The organism is Ilumatobacter sp. (assembly GCF_041688325.1).
Lineage (GTDB): Bacteria > Actinomycetota > Acidimicrobiia > Acidimicrobiales > Ilumatobacteraceae > Ilumatobacter_A.
This window is the reverse complement of record NZ_JBDNIJ010000189.1, coordinates 1-6,219: the sequence shown is the minus strand read 5'-3', so window position 1 is coordinate 6,219 and position 6,219 is coordinate 1. Positions and strand designations below refer to the sequence as shown.

Sequence of the window (6,219 nt, the reverse complement as noted above, 5' to 3'; positions counted from 1 at the left end):
GATCTACTTGGGCACGCATCCACTGACATGCTCGACCGCACCTACCGCCATCGGCTGCGTCCGAGTATCGACGTCGCTGCACGGGCCACGTGGGCAGACTGACCCGGCTGCAGGCCGATTAGCGCTGTTTCGTCCGCTGTCGTAGCCCTCGGTTTGGGATACTCGCCACCGTGCGCTGCATCGCTGGCCCCTCCCGCTTCTGGCGTGTCTGATCGTTGCGGAAGTTTCGCCACTGATCCGCTAAGACATGCCGCTTCACCCATGCATCAGCAGCCCGACGCGCCCGCGGATGGTCTCCGCCAACGATCACCGACCGTTCCAACAGTGCGTCCATCCTGACAGGCATCGGGCCGGACCGATCGACGCCCAGCTCGTCGAGCGCAGCGTGATACGTGGACCACCACATCTCCGAAACCTGGGAATCTGTCAACTCGAGTTGCATCATCGTAATTACACAGGCTACACTGTGATGAAAGTCGCCGCACAAGTTGCACTGACTCCCACCACCGATCCGTATCGAGCCGCACGCTTTAGCGAGGCACCGGAGGCGCTGGGCAAAGTCCCAGGAGGACTGCGCCCATGGTTACGCCAACCACCACCCCATTGTCTCTACGCCCACGAGAGGTATCCCAAACCACCGGGTACTCCATCGCGTTCGTATACAAGTTAATCGACTCACAGAGGCTGCCTGCTGTTCGTGTAGGCAGATCAGTCCGCGTTCTGCACGCCGATCTCGTGGCATTCCTCGAAGCTCATCGCGTCGGCGGTGATCTCAATGCGGCAGCCTGAATCAAGCAACGGCCCCGAGGTTGCGCGCTTCGTCGAGCGCATGAAGCGTGAACGGATCGCTGCCGGTCTGCCGGCCACGATCGTCGACGGCCCGACGCTGCGTCTAATCGCGGCGATCGTTGCTGCGTCACGACCGACCGAAGCCGGTGCGGCATGACCGGCCCGAAAACGGCGCCCGCCCCCGGCGCGAACACCGAGGGCGAGGCCAGAGCTGATCTGGCGGATCACTCAAAGTTTACCCTCAGCAGGAATGTTTCAGCTCAAAGTTGCTTGATGGCTTGCAGTAACCCTCAGGGCTCGTGCTCGTATCGCTGCCCCCAGATCGGCGGTGCGTTATGACATCGCGCAGGGACGAGCGGCGAGCGTTCAAACGCTCGTGTCGAATTGACCTTGCAGCCAATGGTTGCCGCTGTACACCGACGATCCGCGTCCTCGACCCCGGCGAAGTCAAAGCACACGCGAAACGACCAGGCGTGAAGGCCGGCGCATTCGTGCAGCACGAGACCCGCTGCCCGCTCGGGCAAGTTGTCGCCGAGCAGAACCGCCACGGAATCTTTCCGGCGCTGTACGGACACGGCCAGCCGACGACGAGGTGCGGCCGATGAGCGCCTCAGTGAGCTTTGACGAGGGACTGTTCGCTCCCAACATCGCCGAGCCCATCACGAACCGGGCAGCCCACTACGCGCGGTGCGGGTTGCGTGTGTTCCCGGTCGACATGCGAGTCAACGCAGACGGCAAACGCCCGAAGTCACCAGCGCGCCGTTACTTGTGGAAGGCGCGTGCATCGTGCCGGGTGACCGAAGTCGTCGAGGACTTCCTCGAAGCCGTGGGCGACTGGGGCGAAGAAGGAGTCGGCATCGCATGGGCGCTCGGTCTCGACGGGTACTTCGCACTCGACCTCGACGTGCCCGATGAGCCGCACTGGTGGACCGAGGCTGCCACGTTTGCCGTAGTCAACACCACGGCGCGCGGTCATCATCTGGTCTGCCGTAATCCTGAGGGACTGGTGCCGTCGAACTCCACGGCGAACTTCCCGACGTCGGGATGGGGCGAAGCTCGCGGCCACGGCGGATACATCGTCATTGCCGGCCCTGACCGACCGGGGCTCGATGTCGTCGAACTCCGTGGGCTCGTAGCGTTCGGCCGTCCCGAATGGCTCACGCCCGAGGGTGATCTCGCCGACGCAGCTTCACCCGAAGCCGTGCAGGCATTCGAGACCGAACATGGCGAGCGTCTCTACCCCGCTGCGCTTGCCGGCGTGCGTACCTTCCTCACTGACTGGAAGCCAGGGGCACCACGACCCAACGGCGAGAAGTACAACGCAGCGCGTCACGTAACCGCCGTCGAAGCAGCGTGCTGGATCGCCCGAGAAGCCGCGGCCGGTCTGTACCCCGCCGTCGACGGATTCGGCGTGCTGCGCGACTGGTGGAAGACCGTGATGGTCAACGAACCTCGACGAATCACGAATGCTGAGCTGCCGTCGGTCATTGCATGGGGAATCGGTCAGGCCAACGCCAACCCGGCCGAAGTCGCGACGATCAGAGCGAAACACATCGCTGCACCAGCCGACCGACCGCCACCCGCTGATCCCTGCACCCTTGACGTGGCGCATGACGTCGCGCGCAAATGGCTCGGCGACGAGTACGACATGGACGCCTTCGACGTCACTCTCGCCGCCGCAGCCGTGGAACGACTCGACGGAGATCCGGTGTGGCTCCTCGTCGTGTCCGGATCCGGAAACGCGAAGACCGAAACCGTCCAGACACTCGACGGTGCCGGAGCGTTCGTCACCTCGACCATCACTTCGACCGGGGCGCTCCTCTCGGGCTCACCGAAGAAGGAAAAGGCAGCGGACTCGACCGGTGGACTGCTCCGCAAGATCGGCGACCGCGGAATCGTTGTCATCAAAGACGTGACGTCGATCCTCTCGCAGGACCGCAACACCCGAGCCGAAGTACTCGCCGCACTCCGCGAGGTGTACGACGGCCGATGGGAACGCAACGTCGGCACCGACGGCGGGCGCACTTTGACGTGGGCCGGCCGCATCGTGCTCATCGGTGCCGTCACGACCGCGTGGGATCGTGCTCACTCCGTCGTGTCGGCAATGGGTGACCGGTTCGTACTCATCCGCATGGACTCGACAGTCGGACGGCTGCAGGCCGGTCGACGCTCGATCGGCAACACCGGTTCCGAGATCCAGATGCGCCAGGAACTCGCAGACGCTGCCGGCGGTGTCATCGCATCGGTGAAGCCCGAGGACGCGATCGACCTCGACGACGAAGAAACAGAGCGACTGCTCGCCGCAGCCGACGTCGTGACCATTGCGAGGACTGCCGTCGACTTCGATTACCGGGGCGACGTCATCGACGCCCACGCCCCAGAGATGCCGACCCGGTTCGCGAAACAGCTCGGGCAGATCGTGCGCGGTGCCGTTGCTATCGGTTGCGATCGGCCCGATGCGCTGCGCCTCGCGATCCGTTGCGCTCGAGATTCCATGCCACCGATGCGTCTGTCGATCCTGCTCGATGTCGCAGCACACCCGGGCTCGACGACCACCGACGTCCGCAAGCGCATCGACAAGCCACGGTCGACGGTCGACCGACAACTGCAAGCGCTTCACATCCTCGGTCTCGTCGAGGTGGACGAGGTGGACGGCGGCAACGGTGTGCGATGGATGTACCGACTCGCCGACGGCATCGACCCCGACGTGCTCGAACCACCCTTCAAACCGTCACCAGAAATGTGAGTGAGTACTCTTTGGACTACATAAAAGAGACATACGCAGGCCTTTCATCACCTACTCACAAATCTGGTGACGCCCCGGCCGTTTCTCTGCTCCTGCTGCTCGGTCGAACTCGATCGACCTGGTATGACCGAGCCTCGTGTCGCGGTAGCGGGCTGGATTTCACCGACCCGGCACGCCCCAAAGTCGACGCATGCCTACAAGTCTGCGGCCGCTGCGAAGTCCGTACCGAGTGCTTGGACTGGGCGCTCGACATCGACGACACCGCGGCCGTGCTCGGCGGCACCGACCCCGCGGCCCGCCGGCAGATCCGCAAGCAACGACTCAACACCGCAACCGAAGGAACGTGACCCCCATGCCCCGACACGACCGCGCCCGACTGCCACGAAAGTCACGCATCGCCCGCCGCCTCATTGCCCAGCACCGCGACGGCCGACCCCCAAAGATCCAACCCCCGAAGACCCAACCCAGAAGGACAAACAAAATGACAAGCGACACCGAACAGCCCAAGCCCGCCGCCGCCGATGGCGGACCCCGCGGAAGCGGTACCGGAGCGCAGCAACTCACACGTGGCGACCTCGCCTCGATGACGCCCGAAGCAATCGACGCAGCCCGCATATCAGGCCAACTCGATCAGCTCCTCGGGCGCCAGTAATCCCCCAACCCAACCCAAACCAACACCAACCAGAAGGAAACGACATGCCCCGATTCAACGAAATGCCACCCACCGCCAGCACCTGGCCCGCACAGGTCGCGAAGATCGCAGCTGAACTCAAGACGATGCAGGAGCGTGCCACCCAGGCACGACTCGAGCTCGTGAAGCTGACCGGCGACGACTCGCCCGGCGAGCGCTCCGGCATCCTGCTCGCCCTCCAGAAGGCAGACCAAGCCGAAATGACCGCGGCAGCCCGAAGCGGCAAAACCATCCCTGCTCGGCGACCCGCAACCGAGCAGCACGCCCTCAACGTGGAGGCTGCCCGCGCCGCATCGACCGCGATCGAAGGCGCAGAGCTGCAACTCGGCAACGAACTGCAGGCGGCGCTCAACGAGCACGGGCCCGCCATCGACGCCGCCGTGACCGCCGAGGTGGAAGCAACGGCCGACGCGTACGCCGACGCAGTTGATCGGCTCGAAGCCGCAAGACTTTCAGCGATTCAAGCAGTCTCAACAATTGCGTTTGTTGTCCGAGCTCGTCGAGCTAAGCCCAGCAGCTACCTCAACTTCGTCGCTGCCATGTCTCCCGAAATCGCCGGGAATCGCGCCAGCTTCGGCGCCGGGAACTTCGATCGAATCACTGCAGCGCTGCGAGGCGAAGCGGCCCACTACAAGGCCGCAGCCACCAGCTCAGCCACGACCGCCGCAGCGGCATAAGCACGCCGTTGTGCGCGCCTGATTCGTTCAGGTGTACACGACGCGCGATCGTCGACCCCGAGCCCGTCGTGCTGGTGTGTGAGTCAGCACCGGGCGAGGGGCCGACACCCACCACCACCACCGAGCTGCAGCCGGCTCGGGCTGCCGAAAGCTTTGCAATCGATTCGCAATCGCCACCGATCACGAAGTCAGCGACCGCAACGGGCGACCGAGCACAACGACAACCGAAGCCGCCGAAGCAGCCCAACCCGCCCAAGCCGCCCAAGCTTTGACCACAGAGGGTGGGGGTGGACCCCCTCGACCCCCACAGGGTCTGCGTCACGGGTCTGTCGTCAAGGGTCTGCAATCCAATCCCGAAACCACTTTGAGCCCCATGCCACCCCTGATTACCCCGTAGAGGTACCCACAATGACCACCACGCCACCAGCACCCGCAGACCTTCCCGAAGCGCAAGCGCTCCTATGGACTGCAGTGATGGCAGATCACGAGATGTCAGACGCCGAGCAGCGGATATTCGAGGATGCGCTCCGTCTCGCCCAACGCGCCGACGAGGCCAGCATCGTTGTCACAGAGCACGGCGTCACAGTGCTCGATCGCTACGGCTGCCCGAAGATCAACCCGGCCGCAGAACTTGAGATCCGCTGCCGCACGGCGTCGGCTCGGTTACTCGCGGGCTTGAAACTGACGCTTCCCGAAGACGACCTACCGCGCCCGAACAGCAGTCCACCAGGACCGCGACCGAAGCGGAAGTCACGATGACACGACGACGGCAACCGCCTCCACCGGAGCCGGCCACGATCCCCGACAACATGCCAGCAGCGATGCCGTGGCGCGACTTCGTGCCGGCCGGCACCGACCTCGCACAGCTCGCCCGCGACCTCGCTGCAGCAACACGGTGGAGCATCGCACAGACTGACCGGGCAACCGCACCCCCAACGCCACAACGAACCGCCGACGCCGCCACCGACCTCGACGCGCTTGACGCATGGCTGATCGACATCGACGCAACGGTCGAGGCGACATATCGAGGTCGGCGGCGAACGTGCTGGGAGTGCAGCCTCGATTATTCCTACGATTGAAATTTCCCGGCTCTGCTCACCCCGAATTAGGGAAGTCTTGTGACGTGCCGAGTTCTAACATGGGCCGAAGTCTTGACCGATCGACAACATTGGTCGAGGGTCGTCATCGGACGACAGGACGTTCACGACGAGAAGATCGTCCCCCTGAGACAGCACCCACTGCACTCCACTGGACAACGGACCATATTCGCACCACTGCCAGTCCTGCCACGGCTGGCCGTCTGGCAGAAGTTCCGT

General features: G+C 64.2%; 9 protein-coding genes. 8 read left to right on the top strand and 1 reads right to left on the bottom strand.

The features are described 5' to 3' along the window. Positions 1-579: 579 nt before the first annotated feature. The 8 genes from ACH2EI_RS11690 (at position 580) to ACH2EI_RS11655 (ending at position 5,982) form a co-directional block, all read left to right on the top strand. Positions 580-789 (top strand): helix-turn-helix domain-containing protein, encoded by a 210-nt coding sequence (locus tag ACH2EI_RS11690; RefSeq protein ID WP_395155533.1) that lies wholly within the window; start codon positions 580-582, stop codon positions 787-789. Beyond that, complete coding sequence (locus tag ACH2EI_RS11685) at positions 776-946, top strand: hypothetical protein (protein ID WP_395155532.1); 171 nt, start codon at positions 776-778, stop codon at positions 944-946. Before ACH2EI_RS11690 ends, ACH2EI_RS11685 begins: the two co-directional genes overlap by 14 nt. A 444-nt stretch (positions 947-1,390) precedes the next feature. Beyond that, positions 1,391-3,535, top strand: coding sequence for a bifunctional DNA primase/polymerase (locus ACH2EI_RS11680; RefSeq protein ID WP_395160130.1), 2,145 nt, complete (start codon positions 1,391-1,393; stop codon positions 3,533-3,535). Beyond that, complete coding sequence (locus ACH2EI_RS11675) at positions 3,460-3,882, top strand: WhiB family transcriptional regulator (RefSeq protein ID WP_395160128.1); 423 nt, start codon at positions 3,460-3,462, stop codon at positions 3,880-3,882. Before ACH2EI_RS11680 ends, ACH2EI_RS11675 begins: the two co-directional genes overlap by 76 nt. A gap of 134 nt (positions 3,883-4,016) precedes the next feature. Continuing rightward, positions 4,017-4,187, top strand: a complete 171-nt coding sequence (locus tag ACH2EI_RS11670) for a hypothetical protein (protein WP_395156906.1) — start codon at positions 4,017-4,019, stop codon at positions 4,185-4,187. Positions 4,188-4,231: 44 nt separating this feature from the next. Then, entirely contained in the window at positions 4,232-4,903 is a 672-nt protein-coding gene (locus ACH2EI_RS11665; protein ID WP_395160126.1) for a hypothetical protein, read from the top strand. Positions 4,904-5,311: 408 nt separating this feature from the next. Then, positions 5,312-5,662, top strand: a complete 351-nt coding sequence (locus ACH2EI_RS11660; RefSeq protein ID WP_395156902.1) for a hypothetical protein — start codon at positions 5,312-5,314, stop codon at positions 5,660-5,662. Beyond that, positions 5,659-5,982: a hypothetical protein gene (locus tag ACH2EI_RS11655; RefSeq protein ID WP_395156900.1), complete on the top strand. Its 324-nt coding sequence runs from the start codon at positions 5,659-5,661 to the stop codon at positions 5,980-5,982. The genes ACH2EI_RS11660 and ACH2EI_RS11655 overlap by 4 nt, the downstream gene beginning before the upstream one ends. 54 nt (positions 5,983-6,036) lie before the next feature. Here the strand turns inward: ACH2EI_RS11655 and ACH2EI_RS11650 are convergent. Then, positions 6,037-6,219: hypothetical protein (locus tag ACH2EI_RS11650; RefSeq protein WP_395160124.1), on the bottom strand; the 183-nt coding region annotated here is incomplete at its 5' end.